The 21,504-nt window shown below is 74.3% G+C and carries 10 protein-coding genes; 7 read left to right on the forward strand and 3 right to left on the reverse strand.

Annotated features, from left to right (window positions below):
• Window positions 1-68 precede the first annotated feature (68 nt).
• On the reverse strand, window positions 69-2,669 hold the full coding sequence (locus ACIRS4_RS30215) for an amino acid adenylation domain-containing protein (RefSeq protein WP_404202045.1): 2,601 nt from the start codon (window positions 2,667-2,669) through the stop codon (window positions 69-71).
• 6 nt (window positions 2,670-2,675) lie between these two features.
• Window positions 2,676-5,246, reverse strand: coding sequence for a Pls/PosA family non-ribosomal peptide synthetase (locus tag ACIRS4_RS30220; RefSeq protein ID WP_404202064.1), 2,571 nt, complete (start codon window positions 5,244-5,246; stop codon window positions 2,676-2,678).
• Between the two features lie 384 nt (window positions 5,247-5,630).
• Between ACIRS4_RS30220 and ACIRS4_RS30225 the strand changes: the two genes are divergently transcribed.
• The 6 genes from ACIRS4_RS30225 to ACIRS4_RS30250 all read left to right on the forward strand — a co-directional run bounded on the left by ACIRS4_RS30225 (window position 5,631) and on the right by ACIRS4_RS30250 (window position 16,377).
• On the forward strand, window positions 5,631-7,163 hold the full coding sequence (locus ACIRS4_RS30225; protein WP_404202066.1) for an acyl-CoA carboxylase subunit beta: 1,533 nt from the start codon (window positions 5,631-5,633) through the stop codon (window positions 7,161-7,163).
• Window positions 7,164-7,237: 74 nt separating this feature from the next.
• The gene (locus tag ACIRS4_RS30230) at window positions 7,238-9,016 is read left to right on the forward strand and encodes a fatty acyl-AMP ligase (protein ID WP_404202047.1); all 1,779 of its coding nucleotides are present in this window, start codon (window positions 7,238-7,240) and stop codon (window positions 9,014-9,016) included.
• Window positions 9,013-13,245 carry a beta-ketoacyl synthase N-terminal-like domain-containing protein gene (locus ACIRS4_RS30235; RefSeq protein WP_404202049.1) on the forward strand — a complete coding sequence of 1,411 codons (4,233 nt, stop codon included), beginning with the start codon at window positions 9,013-9,015 and terminating at the stop codon, window positions 13,243-13,245. Before ACIRS4_RS30230 ends, ACIRS4_RS30235 begins: the two co-directional genes overlap by 4 nt.
• Window positions 13,246-13,260: 15 nt before the next feature.
• A complete protein-coding gene (locus ACIRS4_RS30240; RefSeq protein WP_404202051.1) occupies window positions 13,261-14,205 on the forward strand; it encodes an alpha/beta hydrolase in 945 nt (314 codons plus the stop codon).
• A gap of 122 nt (window positions 14,206-14,327) precedes the next feature.
• Window positions 14,328-15,653, forward strand: a complete 1,326-nt coding sequence (locus tag ACIRS4_RS30245) for a PucR family transcriptional regulator (protein ID WP_404202053.1) — start codon at window positions 14,328-14,330, stop codon at window positions 15,651-15,653.
• An 82-nt stretch (window positions 15,654-15,735) separates the two neighbouring features.
• Window positions 15,736-16,377 carry a cutinase family protein gene (locus ACIRS4_RS30250; protein WP_404202055.1) on the forward strand — a complete coding sequence of 214 codons (642 nt, stop codon included), beginning with the start codon at window positions 15,736-15,738 and terminating at the stop codon, window positions 16,375-16,377.
• A gap of 70 nt (window positions 16,378-16,447) precedes the next feature.
• Here ACIRS4_RS30250 and ACIRS4_RS30255 read toward each other — a convergent pair whose 3' ends face one another.
• Window positions 16,448-18,193, reverse strand: coding sequence for a hypothetical protein (locus ACIRS4_RS30255; RefSeq protein WP_404202057.1), 1,746 nt, complete (start codon window positions 18,191-18,193; stop codon window positions 16,448-16,450).
• A gap of 211 nt (window positions 18,194-18,404) precedes the next feature.
• Here ACIRS4_RS30255 and ACIRS4_RS30260 point away from each other — a divergent pair, with 211 nt between their 5' ends.
• Window positions 18,405-21,371 (forward strand): RICIN domain-containing protein, encoded by a 2,967-nt coding sequence (locus tag ACIRS4_RS30260; RefSeq protein WP_404202059.1) that lies wholly within the window; start codon window positions 18,405-18,407, stop codon window positions 21,369-21,371.
• Window positions 21,372-21,504 lie beyond the last annotated feature (133 nt).

Consider the following 21,504-nt stretch of genomic DNA (forward strand, 5'->3'; position numbering starts at 1 on the left):
CTTCCGGAGGCGGTGAGGCGGTGGGCTCTATCGGTGGCGTCCTGGCCGTGTGGTCCGGGCCGTGCGGTCTACGTCGTGGTCCTGCGGTCCGGGCGGCGCGGACCGCTGGAAGCGGGTGCCGGTGCGGTCTCGCGTTCGTCGACCGTGCGGGCCAGGTCGGCGAGGACCGGGTGGCGGGTGAGGTCGGTGAGGTCCACCGCGCGGTCGAGGGCGATCGCGAGCCGGACGGCGGCGAGCGAGGTGCCGCCCTGGTCGAAGAAGTGGTCGTGGCGGCGGACGCGGTGTTCGGGTACGTCCAGCACCTGGGCCCATGCGGCGGCCAGACGCCGTTCGGTCGGGGTGCGGGGGGCGTCCCTGTCCGGGCCGTCGGCGCCGGGAGCGGTGGTGGCGGGCGCGCCGGCGGGTCCGTCCGCGCCGAGCCGGGCGGCGAGCGCGGTGAGCGCCTTGCGGTCGGTCTTGCCGTTGGCGGTCAGGGGCAGGCTGTGCCGCCAGTGGAAGTCGGAGGGGACCATGTAGGCGGGCAGCGACTCGCCGAGCCGGGCGCGCAGGACGGCGTCGTCCAGCGGGTGCGGGCCGGCGTAGAAGGCCACCAGACGTCCGCCCCTTCCGGCGCCGTCGGCGGCCACCACCGCCCCGTCGCGTACTCCGGGTACCCGCAGGAGGGCGCTCTCGACCTCGCCGATCTCGATGCGGAAGCCGCGGATCTTGACCTGGTTGTCCCGGCGGCCGAGGAAGTCCAGTTTTCCGCCGGGCAGCCAGCGGCCGTGGTCGCCGCTGCGGTAGAGCCGTTCGCCGGGCCGGTGCGGGTCGGCGGTGAAGGCGAGCCGGGTGCGCTCGGGGTCGTTGACGTAGCCGCGTCCGACGCACACCCCGGAGAAGACGATCTCGCCGGGCGCGCCCAGCGGCACCGGTGCCAGGTGCTCGTCGACGACGTACACGCGTACGTTGTTGACGGGGCGGCCGAGCGGGACGCGGTCGCCGTCGGGCGGCCGGTCCATCACCTCGTGGTTGGTGTCGTCGGAGGTCTCGGTGAGCCCGTAGGCGTTGACGAGCGGGATCCGGGGCTGGGCCGCGAACCAGCGCTGGGCCTGCTCCTTCTTCAGGGCCTCTCCGGTGACCGACACGCGGCGCAGGGCGGGCAGGTCCCGCGGGTGCCGTTCCAGGTAGGCGAGGACGGCGTCGAGGTACGAGGGCACGACCTGGAGCACGCCGACGCGGCCGTGGTCGACGGTGTCGACGAACCGGGGGACGTCGAGGATCGCCTCCTGTTCCACCAGCAGGGTGCTTCCGCCGGCCAGGAGCCCGGCCAGCAGCTGCCACAGGGAGATGTCGAAGCACTGTGGCGCGGTCTGGGCGACCACCTCTCCCTCGCCGATGCCCAGGTCGTCGATCTTGGCGTGGAGATGGTTGAGCAGGCCGGCGTGCTCGCACATGGCGCCCTTGGGCTCGCCGGTGGAGCCGGAGGTGAAGAACAGGTAGGCGAGCTGGTCGGCGGCCACGGGCACGCCGAGGTCGCCGGCGGGGTGGTCCTCCGCGTACGCCTCGGCGACGGGAAGCGCCCGGACGGCGGGCAGGGCGTCGAGGGCCCGGTCGAGCGTGGCGGCGGCGCCCTCCTCGGTGAGCACGAGGCGGCAGCCGGCGCGGGAGAGCATGGTGGCGACGCGGTCGGCCGGGAAGTGCGGTTCGACGGGCAGGTAGGCGCCGCCAGCCTTGAAGACCGCGAGGACGGCCGCCGCCCAGTCCAGGGTGCGTTCGGTCACCACGGCGACCACGTCCTCGGGGCCGAGGCCGCGCGCGAGCAGGGCGCGGCCCAGCCGGTTGGCCCGCTCGTCGAGTTCCCGGTAGGTCCAGCCGCGGTCGCCGCGGACGACGGCGACGGCGTCGGGGTGGGCGCGGACGCGCTCCTCGAACAGTTCGTGGACGCGGCGGTCGGGCAGCTCACGGCGGGGGCCGGCGAGGGCGTCGAGCTGGAAGCGGAGCTCCTCGGGCGTCAGCAGGCTCTGTCGGTCGTGCGAGGCGTCCGGGTCGGCGGCGATCAGCCTGAGCGCGCTGAGGTGGTAGCCCGCGATGCGGGCGGCGCTCTCGGCGTCGAGCGCGCCGGTCCGGTAGCGCAGGCGCAACAGGGGGCGGCCGTCACGCTGTGGGAGTTCCAGCCGCAGCACGGCGTCCTCGGGCAGTTCGCCCGCCGCGCCGGTCGGATCGAACACGGCCTCGGTCGACGGCCCGGCGCGGCCGGCTTCCCTTCGGAGAGCGTCCACGGGGAAGTCCTGGTGGATCACCAGGGCGACGGCGGCGCGGTGGGCGTGCTCCACCAGCGTGCGCCAGGGGCCGGGGTCGACCGTCAGCCGGCAGGGCAGCGGCCGGCCGCCCTCGGCGACGACGTGAGCGGTGGTGACCTCCCGCTCGCCGGAGAGGGCGGCGAGCACCTTGGCGTGGGCGGCGAGCAGCACCGAGCCGAGGAGCGGGTCGCCGGGCAGGCCGGTCGCCCGGAGCGCGGCGAGCAGGTCGTCGGGCAGCGGGGTCTCGTGCACGGCGGTGCCGCGGGCGGCCGTGGGGCCGGCGTCGGCGGTCCGCCACCGGGGGATCGTGGTGGCCCCGCCCGAGGCCAGGACGTTCTGCCAGTGCTCCCGGCCGGCCTGGGTGACCAGCGCTGGTGTCGATGTCGCCATGTGGACCTACCTCCCCTCGCCGCTGCCGGACGGGCCCAGCGGCGTGGCCGGATTGCCGCCCCAGCGGGCGTCCTGGGGGACGAGCTCCCCCTTCATCAGGAAGGAGTCGGGGGCGAGGACCGCGCCGTCGCCGACCGTGACTCCGTAGTGCACGAACGCGCCGACGCCGAGGGTGCAGCGGGAGCCGAGAGCGCTGCGGTCGGACTTGAAGGTGCCGTCCTCCTGCGAGTGGCACTGCACGACGGTGCCCGCGTTGAGCGTGCATTCGTCGCCGAGGGTGACCAGGGCCCGTTCGGTCAGGTAGCAGCCGTCGTCGAAGACCCGGCGGCCCAGGCGGACGCCGAGCAGCCGCCAGACCAGGTTCTTGTACGGGGTGCCGTTGAAGATCCGCAGGTAGGTCTCGGAGGGCACCTTCCAGTAGCGCTCGTGCCGCCAGAAGCGCGGGTCGTAGATCGAGCAGAGCAGCGGGCGCAGCCGGACGACGGCTGTGAGGACGCGCTCCAGGAGCACGAAGTACGCGACGGTGAAGACCAGGCCGAGCACGTCGGCCAAGGCGATCGCCGGCGCGCCGAACCTGGCGTAGCACTCGGAGGCGGCGGAGGCGAGCAGGATGAGGCCGAAGGCGTAGATCCACCGGGTCCCGAGGTACCACAGCATGGTGGAGGCGTTGTGCCGGTTCTTCGCCGCGAGGGCGGGCCGCAGCTCCTCGGGGCTCTTGAACCGGTCGAACCGGCTGTCCCTGAGGACCGTGCGGGGGATCTCGAAGCTGGGCGAGCCGAGCAGTCCGACGCCCTCGCGGACCTTCCCGTCGACCGGCACCATGACCTTCGTCGCCAGCAGGCAGTTCTCGCCGGTCCTGCCTCCGGCGGGATAGGCGATGCGGTTGCCGAGGAAGTTGCGGGGGCCGATCGCCGCCCGGGAGACGCGGAAGGCGCTGCTGGAGTAGTCGGCGTTCACGATCGACAGCCCGTCGGCGACCATCGTGCCGCGTCCGACGAAGCTCAGGTAGGGCGTCTCGTGCTTCATCTCGGTGCCGAAGTTCGATCCGGTCTGCTCGACCCTGGACAGGTCGTAGCCGAGGCACCGCAGATAGTGGACGACAACGGAGCTGTCGCCGAACAGGCGCTTGAGGAAACGCCAGTTGGTGAGGGTCGTGATGGTCCGGTGCACGCCGTGGTGGAAGCCGTACAGCGGGTAGACCCGGTCGGGCTTCACGGTCTTGCCGAGCAGCCGGGGGACGGTGGCGAGCACGAGCAGTCCGGCGGGGACGGCGCCGAAGACGAGCACGAAGGAGAAGGCGAGGGCGTCGCGGTAGAACGTCCAGTCGCCGAAGACCGCGGGTCCCGGCTCCAGTGCGGACCGGATGTCCGGGGTCTCGGCGAGCAGCGCGTACGCGCCGCCGACCGCGATCGGCAGGTACACGGCCAGGGCGATCAGCAGTTGCAGCCCGCTGTGGACCGTCCGGCGCAGCGGGCCGCAGGGGACCGAGCCCACCCTCCGGTAGTCGGTGTCGGCCGGCTGGGCCGGGGAGCCGTGCCAGTGCTCTCCGGCGGGCACGGTCTGCCCGCGGTGCAGCGAGGAGGCGTGGCCGAGCTGGGCCCCGTCGCCGAGACGGGTGTCGATGTCGAGCACCGTGGCCTCGCTGACCAGCACGTCGTCGCCGAGGGTGACGGGGCCGGTCTGGATCAGTCCGTCGTGGGCCCGGTAGCAGGTGAAGGAGGAGTCCTTGCGGACGACGGTGTCGGCGCCGATGGTGAGCAGATCGGTGCAGACGGGCACGGTCCGCGAGAGGATCACGGAGCCTCGCCCCACCTTCGCGCCCAGGGCTCTCAGATAGACGAGGTAGAGCGGCGATCCGTGGAACAGCACGAGCGGGTCGGAGCGGATGAGCGCCTTGACGATCCAGAAGCGGACGTAGGCGAGGCTCCAGACGCGGATCTCCCGGGGCTTCCACCGGCCGACGAGCGCCCATTTGGCGACGACGGGCAGCACGCACAGGGCCAGGAAGACGGCGGCGCCGAACAGGACCGACCGCAGGTACACCTCGCCCGCTCCGGAGCCGGCGGTGATCCACTCGTAGCCTTGTTCGACGACCAGGGCGATGAGGTAGGCGTAGGCGAGGAAGGCGAAGAGCTGGAGGGCGCCGCACAGGACGTAGTGCGGGGCGCCGGCCGGGGGCGGTGCCGCCTGCCCCGTCCGGGTGGGGGCGGACGTCCGGGCCGGCTGCCCGTCCGGGGCGGCCGCGATGACCGCCTCGGCCCGGGCCGCCTCGGCCGTGGCGTCGGCGAGGGCCGTCGCGAGGCTGCGCAGCGTCGGATGGCGGTAGACGTCTTTCATGGACACCGGTGGCAGGTCGCCACGTTGCCTGATCTTGGCGCAGAAGTGCGCCATCACCAGCGAGTCGGCGCCCAGCTCCTCGAAGAAGTGGGCATCGGCCGGGATCCGCTCGACACGGACCACGTCGGCCAGTACGGGGATGAGTTCTTCTTCGAGTACAGCCGGGTCGCCGTACCCGTCCAGTAGAGCCGTGGACTCCTCCCGTGCGAAGGGCAGTGTCTCCACCGGCTTGTCCGCCATGTCAGCTCCGAAGGTTCCGAGGAAGTGCCGCTCGGCACTGGCCGGTTCGCGTGGCGCACCGGTGTCGGCCAGGGTCGTGGTCGCACCCATGTCCTTCATTCGGCACGGAGGGGCGAGGAGATCTCCCAAGCGTCATATTTCTTACATTTCGGACATTGTCTCGCGAGGTGAGACGCCGAGAACCCGGGGGTGGGCCGACGGCCCTTGTCACCCAGGCACGAACCCCGGCCCCGGGGGACTCACCTCTCGCACACAGAACGGCCAACCACTCGGCCCCTCCCCGCCCCGCTGCCATATTCGGTAGCCACTTCGGAGGTGGCTGTGACACCAGAAGCGACGACGTCCCCGACCAGAAGCTCCCCCACGGGGGCGCCCCCGCCCGCGATCCGGGCGCCCGACGGCACCGCCGAGCGCATCGCTGCCCTGGAACGGCGCCGGGCGCGGGCGCTCTCCGGGGGCGGCCCGAGAAGACGGGGCGAGTTCGGCGCCCGGGAACGGATCGACCTGCTGCTCGACGAGGGCTCCTTCACCGAGACCGGTCAGTTCGTCCGGGCCCGCGCCACCGGCGACGGCGCCGGCCGCCCGTACGGCGACGGGGTGGTCACCGGGCACGGCACGATCGACGGCCGGCCGGTGTGCGTGTTCGCCCAGGACCCCACCGTGTTCGGCGGCAGCATGGGCGAGGCCTTCGGGGAGAAGACCGTCGCCCTGATGGACCTCGCCCTCAAGACGGGCTGCCCGGTCATCGGGCTCAACGACGGCGGCGGCGCCCGCATCCAGGAGGGCGTCGCCTCACTCGCCCTCTACGCCGAGCTGGTCCGCCGCAACGTGCGGGCGTCCGGGGTGATCCCGCAGATCTCGGTCGTCCTCGGGCCGTGCGCCGGCGGGGCCGCCTACTCCCCCGCCATCACCGACTTCACCGTGATGGTCGACGGCGCCTCGCACATGTTCGTCACCGGGCCCGACGTCATCGAGACCGTCACCGGCGAGCGGGCGAGCGCCGAGGAGCTGGGCGGGGCCCGTACCAGCAACTCCGTGAACGGCAACGCCCACTTCCTCGCCGCCGACGAGAAGGAGGCCCTCGACACCGTCCGCGACCTGCTGTCGTACCTGCCGGCCAACAACATGGAGCGGCCCCCGCGCTACGCCCCGGCCGACGCCCCCGTCGGCGCGCGGCTCGACGAGACGGTGCCCGACCGGCTCGGGCAGGCGTACGACATGCGCGACGTCCTGCGCGCGGTCGTCGACGACGGGGAGCTGCTGGAGGTCCAGGAGCTGTTCGCGCCGAACATCGTCTGCGCGCTCGCCCTGGTCGAAGGCAGCCCCGTCGGCGTCGTCGCCAACCAGCCGCTGCACGCGGCCGGCGTCCTGGACATCGACGCCTCCGAGAAGGCGGCGCGCTTCGTGCGCTTCTGCGACGCGTTCGGGCTCCCGCTGCTGACCTTCGCCGACGTCCCCGGCTATCTCTCCGGCGTCCGCCAGGAGCAGGCCGGCATCATCCGGCGCGGCGCGAAGCTGCTCTACGCGTACGCCGAGGCGACCGTCCCCAAGGTCACCGTGGTGGTGCGCAAGGCGTACGGCGGCGGCTACGCGGTGATGGGCTCCAAGCACCTGGGCGCCGACATCAACCTCGCCTGGCCCACGGCGCGCATCGCCGTGATGGGCGCGGAGGGCGCGGTCGGCGTCCTGCACCGTCGCGAGCTGGCCGCGGCGGCCGACCCCGCGGCGTTGCGGGCCCGTCTGGTCGCCGCGTACGAGAGCACGCACGGCACGCCCTACCTCGCGGCCGAGCGGGGTTACGTCGACGCCGTGATCGCCCCGCGCGACACCCGCGCCCATGTCTGCCGCGCCCTGCGCGCGCTGCGCGGCAAGCGCGCCCCGGCCCCGGAGCGCCGGCACGGCAACATCCCCCTCTGACTCCCCCCTCGGCACCTGGATACCCCTCCGGGTCATCCCGGCAAGCGCCCCCGCGACGTGAGGAGCCCCGCTCGATGGACAACCGCCGCCCCCCGCTCGCCCCCGCGTGCAGCACTCTGCCGGAGTACGTGCGGCACTGGGCTGAGCACGCTCCGCAACGCCGGGCGTTCACCTTCGTCGACCATCCCGCCCCGCACGCGCGCGGCGTGCACCGCACCCTGACCTGGCGCCGTCTGGACCTGCGGGTGCGCGCGGTGGCCGCCCGGCTCGCCGAGGAGGCCGCACCCGGAGCGCGGGTGGCGCTGCTGTGCCCCCAGGGCCCCGAGTACGTCACCGGCTTCCTCGCGGCGCTCACCGCCGGGCTGGTCGCCGTACCGCTGTATCCGCCCGGTCTGCCGGGGCACGGCGACCGGCTCTCCGCCGTGGTCGCCGACGCGGATCCGGAGCTCGTGCTGACGTCCCGTCAGGCAATGGATGAGGTGCGGGAGTTCTGCGCGGGACGGGCGGTGCGGGTGCTCGCGGTGGACGACGTGCCCGACGCCGCCGCCGACGAGGCACGGCCGGGCACACCGGTCGCGTCGGCGGTGGCCTACCTCCAGTACACCTCCGGTTCGACCCGCACGCCGGCGGGCGTGGAGATCACCCATGCGAATGTGGTCGCCAACGCCCTTCAGGCGCTGACCGCTTACGGCGCGGAGACGGATCCGGTCACCTGTGTGGGGTGGCTGCCGCTGTACCACGACATGGGGCTGGTGCTGAGCGTCGCCGCCCCGGTGGTGCGGGGCCTGCTGTCGGTGCTCATGGATCCGGTCGCCTTCCTCCACGAACCCGTGCGCTGGCTGCGGCTGTTGGCCGCCCATCCGCGCGTGGTGAGCGCGGCCCCCAACTTCGCCTACGACTTCTGCGCCGCGGCCGTGACCGACGCGCAGAAGGCCGGCCTGCGGCTGGACGGGGTCGCCGCGCTGATCAACGGCAGCGAGCCGGTGCGGCCCGGCACCGCCGACCGCTTCCACGCTGCCTTCGCCGCGCAGGGCCTCCCGCCCGGCTCGCACTGCCCCTCGTACGGGCTGGCCGAGGCCACCGTGTTCGTCAGCGCCGCCCGTCCCGGGGAGCCGTTGCGGCGGTTCGCGCTCGACCGGGACGCGCTCGCCTCGGGGAAGGCGCTGCCCGCGCGAGCCGGGGACCCCATGGCGGTCCTGCTGGCCGGCTGCGGCGCTCCGGCGGGCCAGCGGGTCCGCATCGCCGATCCGGTGTCCCGTGCGGCCCTGTCGGAGGGCGAGGTGGGCGAGATCTGGGTGCAGGGTCCCAACGTGGGGCGCGGATACCGGGGACAGGGCGGGCTGACCCGGCGGGTCTTCGGCGTGCCGCTCGACGAGGGTGCGGGCGCCGGGGGAGGGCCGGAACGGAGCGAGGGCGGTTCGGGGGGCTGGCTTCGCACCGGGGATCTGGGGGCCTTCCTGGAAGGGCAGTTGATCGTCACCGGCCGGCTGAAGGACCTCATCGTGGTCGACGGCCGCAACCACTATCCGCAGGACGTCGAGGCGACCGCCCAGGAGGCGCACCCGGCCGTGCGGCGCGACCGGCTGGCCGCGTTCGGGGTGCCGGGCGACTCGGGCGAGCGGGTCGTCGTCGTGGCGGAGCACGCGCGGACCACGCTCGTCGCGGACATCGACGTGCCGGGGCTCATGCGCGCGGTGCGCGCCGCCGTCTCCTCCCGGCACGGACTGCGGCTCGCGGACGTGGTGCTCGTCCCGCCGGGGACCGTGCCGCGCACGTCGAGCGGCAAGGTGTCGCGGGCGCTGACCCGGGAGCGCTACCTCGCCGGCGCCTACCCGGCGGGGGCGGCGGGATGAGGGCGGCCGGAGAGGGCGAGCGGCGGCGGCCCGCCGAGCCGCCGCATGCGGGAGAGGTGCGTCGGCTGGTCGCGGCGCGGGTGGCCGAGCGGGTGGCCGGCTGGAGCGGGGCGGCTGTCGGGGACGTCCCCATGGACCGGCCGCTGGCGGATCTCGGCATGTCCTCTCGGGACGCGGTCGTGCTGGCCGGGGAGCTGTCCGAGATGGCCGGCCGGGAGCTGCCGGCGACGCTGGTGTGGGAGGCGGCCACGGGCGACGACCTCGTGGCACGGGTGTGCGACCCGGCGGTGCGGCCGGATACGCGGGTGGGCGACCAGGCGGTGCGGCCGGGTACACGGGTGGGCGACCAGGCGGTGCGGCCGGGCTCGTCCCCTGCGGGCCGGTCGGACTTCCCCGCCGTCCCTCCCGCGGGCGCGGCCGGCGAGCCCGTCGCCGTAGTCGGGGTGGGCTGCCGGCTGCCGGGCGGTGTGCACGGGCCGGACGACTACTGGCGGCTGCTGTGCGAGGGGCGTGACGCGATCCGGCGGGTACCGGAGGACCGGTGGCGGGACTTCACCGCCTTCCCGCCCGCCGACGCGCCCGCGTACGGCGGCTATCTCGACGACGTCGCCGGCTTCGACGCGGACTTCTTCCGCGTCACCCCGCGCGAGGCCGCGGTGATGGACCCGCAGCAGCGGATCCTCCTGGAGGTCGTCCACGAGGCCCTCGACCACGCCGCCGTCCCGGCCGCGTCCCTCGCGGGCACCGCGACCGGCGTCTTCGTCGGCGTCTCGGCCCCGGAGTACGGGCAGCTCACCGGCGCCGACCCGGCGGGCGTCGATCCGTGGGCTCCCGCCGGCGGGGCGCTGAGCGTGGCCGCCGGCCGGCTCGCGTACGTGCTGGACACGCGCGGGCCGGCGATGGCCGTCGACACCGCCTGCTCCTCGTCGCTGGTCGCCGTGCACCAGGCGTGCGTCAGCCTGCGCTCGGGCGAGTGCGACACGGCGATCGCCGCGGGCGTCAACCTGCTGCTCTCCCCCACCGTCACGGTCGCGTTCCGGCGGGCGGGGGCCCTCGCGCCCGACGGTCGGTGCAAGCCGTTCTCACCGGCGGCCGACGGCATCGGGCGCGGCGAGGGCTGCGCGGCCGTGCTGCTGAAGCGGCTGTCGGACGCCGAGCGGGACGGCGACCGCGTTCTCGCCGTCATCCGCGCCACGGCCGTCAACTCCGACGGCCGCTCCAACGGGCTCCTGGCCCCCAACCCCGCCGCTCAACAGGCCCTGTTGGCGACGGCGTACGCTCGGGCCGGGCTCGCCCCCGCGCTCGTGGACCTCGTCGAGGCGCACGGCACCGGCACCCCGCTGGGCGATCCGATCGAGGCGGGCGCGCTCGGCGCGGTCCTCGGTGCGGAACGCGACCCCGACCAGCCTCTGCTGCTCGGTTCGGTCAAGGGCAACCTCGGGCACCTGGAGTCCGCGGCGGGCGTCGCCGGGCTGGTGAAGACGGTGCTCGCGCTGCACCACGACCTCGTCCCGCCGTCCCTGCACTGTGCCCAGGGCAGCGCCCTCACCGACGAACGGCTGAGGGTGGTGACCGAGCCGGAGCCCTGGCCGCGCTACAGCGGCACCGCCACCGCCGGGGTCTCCGGATTCGGCTTCGGCGGGACCAACGCCCATGCGGTGCTGGAGGAATGGCGGCCCGCCGCGGGGCCCGGGGAGGCTGCGGGGTCCGGAGGCTTCGCGGACTTCGTGGGCCCTGTCGGCTTCCTGGGCTCGCGGCCCGCGCGGGAGCCAGCCGCCCGGCTGCATCTGCTCAGCGATCTCGACGCGGTCCGGATTCGGGACACCGCCGCCCGGCTCGCCGTACGGCTCGACACGCCCGAGGGGAGCGCCCTGTACCCCGCCGACGTGGCGCGCACCCTCGCCGGGCGGACGGGGCGGGGGCCCGTGCGGGCCGCCGTGGTCGCGCGGGATCACAGCGAACTCGTGGACGGGCTGGAGGCGTTGGCTCGGGGAGACGCGCACCCGCGGGTGGCGACCGGGGAGCGGGATCTCGTCGGATCGCGCGGGCCGGTGTGGGTGTTCTCCGGGTACGGCAGCCAGTGGGCGGGGATGGGACGCCGACTGCTGCGGGAGGAACCGGCCTTCGCCGCCGCAGTGGAGAAGCTCGACGGGCAACTGGCCGCCGAGTGCGGTGTGTCCCTGCACGGTCAGCTGGCGTCCGGACTGCCGCTGGACCGGCTGGAGGTGTGCCAACCGGTTCTGTTCGGCTTGCAGTTGGCGCTGGCGGAGTTGTGGCGCTCCTACGGCGTGGAGCCCGCCGCCGTGATCGGTCACTCGCTCGGCGAGGTGGCCGCCGCGGTGTGCGCGGGCGCCCTCGACGTGTCGGACGCGGCGCGGATCGTCGCCGTACGGGCCCGGCTGCTCAGCGGGCTGCACGGCGGGGCGATGGCGGTCGTCGACCTCGACGACAGTGAACTCGTCGCACTGGAACGGGACTTCCCCGGTGTGCAGGTCGCCGTGCACTCCTCGCCCGGGCAGAAGGTCGTCACCGGGGACGAGCCGGCGGTGGACCGGCTGGTGCGCCGGCTGGAACGGGAGGGGCGGGCCGCGCGTTCCCTGCGCGTGGCCGGCGCCGGACACTCACCCCAAGTCGATCCGCTGTTGCCCGAGTTGATGAACCAGTTGTCGGATCTCCCGGCCCGGCGGCCCGAACTGCCCGTCTACTCCACGGTGCTGGACGACCCGCGCGGCGACTGCGTCTTCGACGCGGGACACTGGGCCGCGAACCTGCGGCGGCCCGTGCGCCTGGACCGGGCCGTCGCGGCGGCCGTGGCGGACGGCCACAGCGCCTTCGTCGAGATCTCGCCCCACCCGGTGCTGACCCGGGCCGTCGCCGACAACGCGCCCGGCGTCCTCGCCGTCGGGACACTGCGCCGCGACGCCGACGGCTCGGCCGGATTCCTGACCCAGGTGGGCGCCATGTACGCGGCGGGCGGGCGGCTGCCGCTGCCGCCCGGCCGGGTCGTCGACCTGCCCGCGCCGCGCTGGCGGCACGTCCGCCACTGGTGGACGGACGGACGCGCGCCCACGACGGCCTCCCCCGCTGCCGGCGGGCCCGCCGAGCCGCCGCCACCGGCCGCACCGACGACGCGGACGGCGGCCTCACGGGAGGCCGACGCGGCGCGGGACGCCTCGGTCGTCGGCCGGCTCTGCCATCACATCGTCTCCGTCACCGGCCACCCGCCGGGCCGCGTCACCCCCGCCACCGCGCTCGCCGACCTCGGCTTGGACTCGCTGATGGCGGTCCGCGTCCGCGCGGCGCTGCAAAGGGAGCTGGACATCGAGCTGCCGCTGCGGGAGCTGCTCGGCGCGGCCACCGTCGCGGAGGCGGCGGCGTCCGTCGAGCGGGCGCTGTCCGTGCGGCCGGAGGGCCCGCTGCGGGTGCTGAGCGCCGTCGGCTCGCGCGCCCCGCTGTTCCTCTTCCACGCCGCCGGCGGCAGGTGCGACGTCTACCGAGGGCTCGCCGAACGGCTCGGCTCCCGGCCCGGGGGCCGGCGGCCGGTGTACGGCTGCGACCGGCTCGACGACGTCCGCACGGTCGCCGGCAAGGCCCGCCGCTACGCCGACGCCATCGCCGCGGCCCACCCCGACGGGCCCTGTGCGCTGGGCGGTTGGTCCTTCGGCGGCTTCCTCGCCCAGGAGACCGCGCGGCAACTCGTCGCCGCCGGGCGTGAGGTGGAGCTGGTGGCGCTGATCGACTCCGTGCGGCCCCTCCCCCGGCCCGACCGCGCCCCGGCGGACCTGGCCCGCGACCGCTTCGAGGGGTTCGCCCGGCACGCCGCCGACGCCTACGGGGTCCGGCTGGAGCTGCCGTACGACGAGCTCGTGGCGATGGACGACGACGGCGACCGCGTCGACGCCGTACTGCGGGCGCTGCGCGAGGCCGCCCCCGGCGTGCCGCCCGCCGCGCTGGAACACCAGCGCGCCTCCTACCTGGACCTCGGCATCGGCGAGGCCCACCGGCCGGGCCGCTACGAGGGGCGCGTCGTCCTGTACCGGGCTGCCGAGCCCGCCCCGCACACGGTGCGCGATCCCGCGTACGAGCGTGAGGACGAGGCGCTCGGCTGGGACGAGGTCTGCCCGGACCTGACCGTCGTGACGGTGGCGGGACACCATCTGTCACTGCTCGACCCGCCGCACGTCGACGAGATCGCCGACCGTCTGCATCGCGAACTCAGCCGCACCTGACCCGAGGAGAGCCGCATGTCCCACCGCACCCGCGACGGCGTGTCACGGCGCGCCGTCGCCAGAGCCGCGACGGCCGCCGGCCTGAGCGCCCTGTTCGCCGCCGGGGGCGGCGCGGCGCGGGCCGCGACCCGGGTCGGGCCGCGCACCGTCGACGTGTCGGTGCCGTCCGTCGCCCTGGGCCGCAGCGCGCCGGTGCGGCTGATCCTGCCGTCGGGCTTCGACGCCAGGCCCTCGCGGACCTACCCGGTGCTGTACCTGCTGCACGGCGCCCACGACGACTACACCTCCTGGACCCGGGAGACCGACATCGAGGCCTTCACCGAGGGCCGGGACCTGATCGTCGCGATGCCGGACGCGGGCCGGACCGGCATCCCCAGCGACTGGCGCGCCGGCCCCGACTACGAGACATTCCAGCTGACCGAGGTGCCCGCACTGCTGGCCCGCCTTTACCGGGCCTCGGGCGTGCGGGCCGTCGCCGGCGTGTCCACGGGCGGATACGGTGCGATGGCGCACGCCGCGCGCCACCCGGGGGCCTTCGCCGCCGCGGCCTCCTACAGCGGCATCCTCGACACGACCGCGCCGGGCGTGCCGCCCCTGGTGGACGCCATCGTGGCCCGCGAGGGCCTGCTGCCGCCCTCCCTGTGGGGCAACCCGGTGCTCAACCTGCTCACCTGGCGGGACTTCAACCCGCGGGCCCGCGCGGAGGGTCTGCGCGGGACTCCCCTGTACGTCTCCAGCGGCAGCGGCGTGCCCGGCGGCGGCGCCGGCGACTGGCTGCCGGGGGCGCTGGAGAGTCTGCTGTGGCCCTCGGCCCATCTCTTCGCCGACGCTCTGGCGCTGCTGCGGATCCCGGTCACCACCCACTTCTACGCGGGAGGAGGGCACGACTGGGCTTACTGGAAAGGGGAGTTCACCGCCTCGTGGCCGATGCTCGCCCGTGCGCTGGGGGTGCCGGTGTGAGGCCGGCGGCGTCGGGGCACGGAACGGAGCGCAGGGGACGTCCGTCCAACCCGCAAGTCGTCCCTCGCGCCGCGGGCAACGGCCCGCGGGTGAGCCGCTTCCGGGTGAAAGGAGGGTCCGCCGTGGCCGCCCCCACCCCGCACGGCGTACCGGACGGTCTCGGAGCCGCCGCGGTGCCGCCGGACCTCGCCCTGCTGCTGCGCGATCAGCTGGAGGCCGTAGCCGACGAGGTGGAGGAGGAGGTGCGCAGACAGGTCCCGGAGTACGCCCGGCCGGCCGACGGGACATATCGCGCGCATCTGAGGGCCGGGGTGGTGCAGGCGCTGACCCTGTTCGTGGACCACATCGCCGATCCGCGCGGCCAGGGCGCCGCGATCACGACGACCTACTACGAGCTGGGGCGCGGCGAGGCGCTGGAGGGCCGCGGCCTGGACGCGCTGCAGTCGGCGCTGCGGGTGGGCGGGCTGCACGCCTGGCGGTTGATGGGCCGCACGGCGGAGGAACTCGGGCTGGACTCCTCGGTCGTGGCCGCGCTGGGCGAGCTGGCGTTCCGGACCGTGCACGAGGTCGCCGAGGCGGCGGCCGCCGGGTACGCGGAGGCCCGGCTGCGCAGCACGGACGAGCTGGAGCGGCGTCGGCGGCGGCTGCTCGACCTCCTGCTGAGCGATCCGCCGGCGTCCCCGGAGGCCGTGCAGGACCTGGCGCACGCGGCGCGGTGGCCGGTGCCCCGGCAGGTGGCCGTGGTGGCGCTCGCGGCCACCGCGGACCGGCGTGAGGAGGAGCGGCCGCTGGCGTCGGCGGGGGCGCTGGTGGACATGGGGTCCCGGCCGCCGCGGATGCTGGTGCCCGATCCGGAGGGCTCCGGCCGGTTCGGCGGGCGGGCGTTCACCCTGGCGCTGCGGGGGCGTCCGGCCGCGATCGGGCCGACGGTGCCGCTCGCGGAGGCCGCCCGGTCGCTGCACTGGGCGAGCCGGGCGCTCGGGCTGATGGGCCGGGGGATCCTGCCCCGGCAGGGCGTGGTGCGCTGCGCCGATCACTTGTCGACGCTGCTGCTGCACAGCGACGAACCGATCCTCGCCCGGCTGCGGTCGCAGTGCCTCGCGCCCCTGGACTCCGTCTCGGAGGGGCAGCGCGGGCGGCTCGCCGAGACGCTGCTCGCGTGGCTGCTCAGCGGCAGCAACGTGCCCGACGTCGCCGCGCGACTCCACGTCCACCCGCAGACGGTCCGCTATCGCCTGCGCCAGATGGAGAAGCTCTTCGGCGACGCGCTGCACGATCCCGAGGCGCGTCTGGACCTGATCCTCGCGCTGCGTGCGGAATCGCTGCACGCGGAATCGCTGCGGCCGCCGTCGCCGGGCCCGCGATCGCCTGGCCCGGAATCGCCGGAAGCGAATTCATCACTCACCTCGGCAACAAAACCCGAGGCGTTTATGAATTCCCGTCCATAACACTTCCGCGGTCCACGCGCATACGTTCGGGGCGTCCTTTTCCGCAGGCGCTTTCCAGCGCCCCACCCCAAAGGATTCCCCCATGCGCATCCGCTTGTGCCTCGCCGCGCTCTCGCTGCTCGGCGGGGCCTCACTGGCCACCCTCTCGGCGCCCGCCGCTTCAGCCGCCGCCTGCACGGCCGTCGACGTCGTCGCCGCCCGGGGCACCTTCGAGCCGGGCAATCTCGGTCTCATCGTCGGCGACCCGGTCTATTCCGCACTCCAGCGGAAACTGCCGGGCGTCTCCCTTTCCAGCTACAAGGTGAATTACCCCGCGGACCTTTCCCTGACGTCGGCGGCGCAGGGAAACGCGGATCTGGTGAACCATGTGCGCAGCCAGGCCGCCGCCTGTCCGAACCAGCGTTTCGTGCTGGTGGGCTATTCGCAGGGCGCGAACGTCGTCGACAACTCCATCGGCGTCAGCAGCGCCGGCGCGGTGGTCGGCAGCCCGATCGTGGCCACCGTCCCGGCGGCACTGGAGCCGAGGGTGGCCGCGGTGCTGCTGTTCGGCAACCCGATCCGTGCCCTCGGCAAGAGCGTCACCGGCACCTACCAGAGCCGTACGGCGGACTTCTGCGCCGCGGGCGACCCCATCTGCGTGAACGGCGGGGACGACGTGCTGGCGCACCTCGGTTACACCGCGAACGCGGACGCGGCGGCCACGTTCGCCGCGGGCAGGCTGTGACCGGCCACCGGTGACACGGGGCGGGCCCGGGAGGACGTCCTCCCGGGCCCGTCCCGTCGCCGCGCCGGGGCTACTTCGGTGTGCGGGCGAACTCGGTGAGGGCCGTGGAGACCGGCTCGGGCCGGCCGTCGTTCTGCCGGGGCGCGGCGGTGAGCACGTCGAGGTGCTGGTAGCCGTCGGCGACCACCGGGTCGAGGCCGTCAGGGACGCGGCCGGCGAGCAGGCCGTCGCCCGCGAGGACCGTCAGCGTCGGCCGGGCGGTGAGTCCCGCGGGGTGCGCGAGGAGCCGCTTCACCTGCGGGGAGTCGGCCAGTTGGAGGTCGGTGACGAGTTTCGTCGGGAAGTACTGCTCGGTGAAGTCGAGCGGCTGCTCGGCCAGGCTGCGGGCGAGCTCCCGGATGGAGGTGACCTCCTTGCCGGCGCCGGTGAACGGCGTGCCGTCGGCCGACCGGTACCCGGGGTCGTCGGGGGCGCCGACGCGGTCGTAGTCGCGCCAGGTGTAGAGCGGGCCGTGCGGGCGGTCGGGGATGGCCTTGTACTCCCGGCCGAACAGCGCCGGCAGTTGTCCGCTGCCGTTGGCGGCGGGGAAGCTCTTGTCGGCGATCGGTCCTCCGTCGAAGAAGCCGACGCTGCTCTGCAGGAAGGCCAGCGGCACCGAGTGGTCGTCCATCAGCGCGCCGAGCACGGCGTCGTTGGTGAGCCGGAAGTCGCGGACGGCGGGGGTTCCGGTGAGGAACGCGGCGGCGTCCTTGGCGAACAGGAAGCGGTTGGTGGCCTCGATGTTGCCGTTGCGGGGGAGGTAGGAGGGCAGGTCGGCCTCGCCGCCCGGGTCCTGGAGCGCGCCGAGGCCCGCGATGGCGAGCAGGGTCATCGTCTCGGGGTTGAGCAGGACGGGCGCGGAGAGCGAGCGCGGGAGCAGTCCGGTGTCGAGGCCCGCCTGCACGGCGCCGTAACCGAGGCCGATGTCGGGCAGGTCGGTGTCGTCGGGGATGCTGCCGCTGAGGTCGGCGAGGGAGGTGGAGACGGTGGTGTCGAGGGCGAAGTAACCGGCGCACTGGTTGTATCCGGCGTCGGCGGTGGTCCTGCGGTCGCCGTCGAAGTCGGCGGTGGCGAAGTACCCGGTGACGACGCCGCCGAGCGAGTGCCCGCCGCACAGCACCTTGCGCTGCCGCAGTGCCTGGTCGGGGAGTTCGGCGGTGAGCAGGTCGTACTGGTCGCGGACGGTCTGCTCGATGCCGAGCTTCGCCATCCAGCCGAGTTCGCCGTTGCCGGTGAACCCGGCGAAGGTGCGGCCGGCGACCGGCCGGCCGCGGTAGTAGTAGTCCACGGCCGTGTGCTGGTCGCCGGAGGCGATCCCGGTGCGGTCCTCCAGGCAGTTGGAGCGCCGGTCAAGGGCCCAGAACTCGATGTGCCGGCCCTGGGCCGCCGCGCGGGCGACCGTGTTGCGGGCGACGCTGTCGAAGGCGCCGGCGCCCTCCAGGATGCCGGGCTGGGCGATGAGGACGCGGTCGGCGTCGGCGGAGGCGGCGGGGCCCGCGGAGGACCGGTAGCGCAGGTACGACAGCCAGTCGCAGGCCGCCGGACGCGCCCCGAAGGACGCCGGCAGGGGCGACCGCACGCGCACCACGGTCTCGGTCACCGCGGCGACAGGGCTCGTCGAGGTCACGGGCGTCTCGGTCCGCGCGCCCGCCGCCCGGGGTTCCGCGGCCGTGTCGGCGTGCGTGGCGGGGGTCGCGGCGGTGAGCGTCGCCGTGGTCAGCACCGCCGCCAGGGCGACGCCGGGCCACGTTCTCCTTCTGCTGTGTGTCGTGTTCATGGGCGGACCGTAGGGCCGTGCGGACCGGGTGACCGGGCGATGCTCACAGATACGCAGCGACGGGCGGCGCGTTTGTCACGGGTCGCGGACCGCGCTGTGGGAGCCGTTCCCGTCCATCGTCTTGACGTGTTCATTTCTGTCGTCAAGCATGCCCTGAGCGCGATTCATTCTGATCGTTTCTGTTCGCCCACGTGTGGTGAAAGGGAGTGTCGTGACCCAACGGCAGCTCATCGTCCGGGGCTTGACGGCCGCGGTTCCTCTCGTGCTCGGCGCGGGACTGGTCGCCGCGCCGACGGCGTACGGGAATCCGTCGCCCTCGCCGGCGACATCGGCGGCGTCGGCCTCGTCGCCGCTGAACGCGGTCACCGTGCGCGTCGACCCGTCCTACCGGCAGCAGAAGTTCGAGGGGTGGGGGACGAGCCTCGTCTGGTTCGCCAACGCCACCGGCGGCTATCCGGACGCCCTGCGCGAAAGACTCGTCGACCTGCTGTTCGGCGAGGACGGGCTGCGGCTGAACATCGCGCGGTACAACATCGGCGGCGGCAACGCGCCCGACGTCCGCACGGACTACATGAAGCCCGGCGCGACCATGGAGGGCTTCTGGAAGGCCCCCGCCGGAACAACCCGGCAGGACATGGACTGGTGGAACCCGGACGACCCCGGCCACTGGAACTGGAACGCCGACGCGGGCCAGCGCTGGTGGGTGGACCAGGTCAAGGACAAGGTGACCCGCTGGGAGGCGTTCAACAACTCGCCGCCCTGGTTCCAGACCGTCAGCGGCTACGTCTCCGGCGGCTTCGACTCGGGCACGGACCAGATCCGCCCGGACCGAGTCGACGAGTTCGCCTCCTACCTGGTGCGCGTCACCGAACGCCTGGAACGCGAGCACGGCATCTCCTTCGACACCATCGACCCGCTCAACGAACCCAACACCACCTACTGGGGAACCCAGTTGGGTGCCGACGGCCAGCCGACGGGCGGACGCCAGGAAGGCGCGCACGCGGGCCCGGCGCTCCAGCAGAAGGTGATCCTCGCCCTCGACGAGGCGCTGAAGCACACCACCACCGACGCGAAGGTCTCGGCGATGGACGAGACCAACCCGGGCATCTTCACCCAGAACTGGAACGCCTACGCCGCCCCCGCCCGCGCCGCCGTCGACCAGCTCAACGTGCACACCTACGGCACCGGCATGCGCACCAGCGCCCGCGACATCGCCAAAGGCGCCGGAAAGAAGCTGTGGATGAGCGAGGTCGAGGGGACCTGGGGCGCCGGAACCGACTTCACCGGCATGGAGCCCGGCCTCGGGATCGCCACCCGCATGGTCGGCGACATGCGCGAACTGGAGCCGTCCGCCTGGGTGTTCTGGCAGCCCATCGAGGACGCGACACCGCAGGCCGCAGCCGGCAAGAACTGGGGCAGCATCCACGTCCCCTTCAACTGCACGGCCCGGGACACCCCGCAGACCTGCCCGATCCGCACCAACTCCAAGTTCCACACCATCCGCAACTTCACCCACTACATCCGCCCCGGCGACCGCTTCGTGAAGGTCGACGACACCGACACCGTCGCCGCGGTGCGCGCCTCCGGCGACGCGGCGAGCGTGGTGCACGTCAACAGCGGCACGACGGCACGCTCGGTCACCCTCGACCTCTCCCGCTTCCGGAAGTTCTCCGCGCAGGCCACCGTCACGCCCGTGGTGACGAGCGCCGACGGCGCCCTCGTACGGGGCGCCCCCGTCGCGCTCGCCGGCGGCTCGGCCACGCTCACCGTCCCCGCCAAGTCGGTCACCACCTTCCTCGTCGACGGCGTCAGCGGTGTGGCGAAGGACGCCGCGCTCGTCCAGCCCGGACACGTCTACCGGCTCACCGGCGCGCAGAGCGGCAAGTCGCTCGCGCCGTCCGCCGACGGCAGCGGCGTCGCCATCCGCACGGCCGACCCGGCCGGCGCCGAGCAGCTGTGGAACGTCAGCCCGTCGGCCGGCAACGACCATCGCGCGCGGTACTCGCTCACCGGCGCGAGCACGGGCCGCAGGCTCGCCGTGCGGCAGGGTCAGGCCGTCCTGGAGGACCCGGCGGCCGGGGCGGCCGACGAGGCGGCCCAGTGGATCATGTCGACCACCGGCGACGGCAGTTGGACGTTCGTGAACGCCGCCACGGGCCGACTGCTGGACGTCGGCGGCCAGTCGACGGCCGACGGCGCCAAGGTGTCGGTTTACACACCGACTTCGGCGGCGAACCAGCGCTGGACGGTGACCGACGAGACGGTGCGGAGCACCGAGACCGCCGAGGCGTTCACCGTGCCCGGGCTGCGGCCCCAGCTGCCGTCCACGGTCACGCCGGTGTTCCCGGACGGCGCCCGGGGCTCCCTCCCCGTGGTGTGGCGCCTCCCGGCGGACCGGGCCTGGCGCAAGCCCGGCAGCGTACGCGTCAAGGGCCGGGCGACCGACGCGCTCGGGCGCGAGATCGCCGCTACGGCGATCGTCACCGTGGACCGGATCGTCTCGACGCTCCCCGGCAGTGCCACGACCTACGCGGGCGGACGGCCGGAGCTGCCCACGACGGTCGTCGGCGTCGGCTCGCAGGGCGGCCGGGCCGTCCTGCCGGTGACCTGGGACCCTGCGCCCGACGGCGCGTTCGACACGGTCGGCGTGGTGACCCTGCACGGCGTCGCCCGGGTCGTCGGCGGGAGCACGGTCGACGCGAGCGTCGACGTGCGGGTCACGGAGGCGGTGGAGACCAACGTCGCCCCGGACGCCGGCGTCTCGGTCGACGCGACGTTCACCGAGAGCGGGTACTCGGCGGAGCGTCTGCGCAACGGCGACCTCACCGAGAAGGCCTGGTCCAACTGGAAGCCGGGGACCGCGAAGAACCCCTCCGACGCGATCACCTTCACCCTGCCGAAGGCCCGCGACCTCACCCGGATCGTCGCCCACTTCCACCGGGACGGGACCGACGCGTCCTTCCCCGAGAGCCTCAAGGTGCAGGTGCGGTCGGCCGACGGCGTCTGGAGCGACGCGAGCGACGCCGTCCCGGTCGGCGTCGAGGGCGCACCGGTCGTCTCCGTGCCGGTGACGGCCGCTCCCGCGACCGCCGTCCGCGTGCTCATGACCGCCCGCCCCGGCGGATACATCACCCTCAGCGAGATCGAGGTGTACGCGAAGGCGCCCCTCACACGGTGACGCGGCTCCGCCCGGTGACGCGGCTCCGCCCGGCGCCGGGCGGGGCGCCGTGGGGGGGCCGGGGGGGCCGGGGCCCCCGGGCCGGGGAACACCCGCGCCACGCCCCGCGGCGGGCGGGGGCAGGGGCGAGGCG

Origin of the sequence: Streptomyces sp. NPDC101166 (assembly GCF_044768125.1) — a bacterium.
GTDB lineage: Bacteria > Actinomycetota > Actinomycetes > Streptomycetales > Streptomycetaceae > Streptomyces.

What these genes read in the sequence shown, in the direction of transcription:
- ACIRS4_RS30240 (WP_404202051.1), top strand. Translation starts at nt 13,261, where the DNA reads ATGTCCCACCGCACCCGCGACGGCGTGTCACGGCGCGCCGTCGCCAGA.
- ACIRS4_RS30250 (WP_404202055.1), top strand. Translation starts at nt 15,736, where the DNA reads ATGCGCATCCGCTTGTGCCTCGCCGCGCTCTCGCTGCTCGGCGGGGCC.
- ACIRS4_RS30255 (WP_404202057.1), bottom strand. Translation starts at nt 18,193, where the DNA reads ATGAACACGACACACAGCAGAAGGAGAACGTGGCCCGGCGTCGCCCTG.
- ACIRS4_RS30230 (WP_404202047.1), top strand. Translation starts at nt 7,238, where the DNA reads ATGGACAACCGCCGCCCCCCGCTCGCCCCCGCGTGCAGCACTCTGCCG.
- ACIRS4_RS30215 (WP_404202045.1), bottom strand. Translation starts at nt 2,669, where the DNA reads ATGGCGACATCGACACCAGCGCTGGTCACCCAGGCCGGCCGGGAGCAC.
- ACIRS4_RS30220 (WP_404202064.1), bottom strand. Translation starts at nt 5,246, where the DNA reads ATGGCGGACAAGCCGGTGGAGACACTGCCCTTCGCACGGGAGGAGTCC.
- ACIRS4_RS30235 (WP_404202049.1), top strand. Translation starts at nt 9,013, where the DNA reads ATGAGGGCGGCCGGAGAGGGCGAGCGGCGGCGGCCCGCCGAGCCGCCG.